The following is a 553-nucleotide window of genomic DNA, read 5'->3' as shown; positions in this document are numbered from 1 at the left end:
TTCCGGCGGCTACGTCGTCGACAATCGTGACGAGCTGGCTGCGCTCGATGTCGGCCAGGCCGTGCTGGAGTGTGGCGACCGCGACGATCTCGTCGCCCCGCTCGCGCAGCCGCTCGATGGTCGCGGCGGTTTCGTCACCGACACCCCAGGTCTCGGGACTTTCGTCGGAGAGGTCGTTCTCGGCGACGTAGTCCGCGATTGCTCGAATGTCTTCGACATCGCCTGCGAGAAGGAAGATCTCCTCGTTGATCTGCTCGCGGTTGGCGTAGCCGGGCCACAGTCGCGTACTGGGCTCGCGTCCGGCGCGGATCGCCTTACCGGCTTCACGGACCTGGGCCTGGTCGGCCGCGGTCATCACCGAGATCTCGGCGGCCATCTGCTTGGCCGTGACGTGGCCTTCGTCGAATCCGGCCAGCAGCTCCGGGATGCGGCCGCGGGCTTCCTCTCCGGGATCGACGAACACCGGGGAGGTGAGCAGGTCGATGTTGCGGGTGTCTCCGGTGAGGTAGTCGACGACGAAGTCGACGCGGGTGCGGTCGTCTGTGGTGTGGCC

At 67.1% G+C, this 553-nt stretch carries 1 pseudogene; it reads right to left on the bottom strand.

Going from position 1 to position 553, the window contains the following annotated elements:
* Positions 1-553: pseudogene (locus A5780_RS41470) on the bottom strand (hypothetical protein); the annotation flags it as partial.

Origin of the sequence: Nocardia sp. 852002-20019_SCH5090214, assembly GCF_001665865.1 — a bacterium.
Taxonomy (GTDB): domain Bacteria; phylum Actinomycetota; class Actinomycetes; order Mycobacteriales; family Mycobacteriaceae; genus Nocardia; species Nocardia nova.
This window is presented reverse-complemented; position numbering and strand designations above follow the sequence as displayed.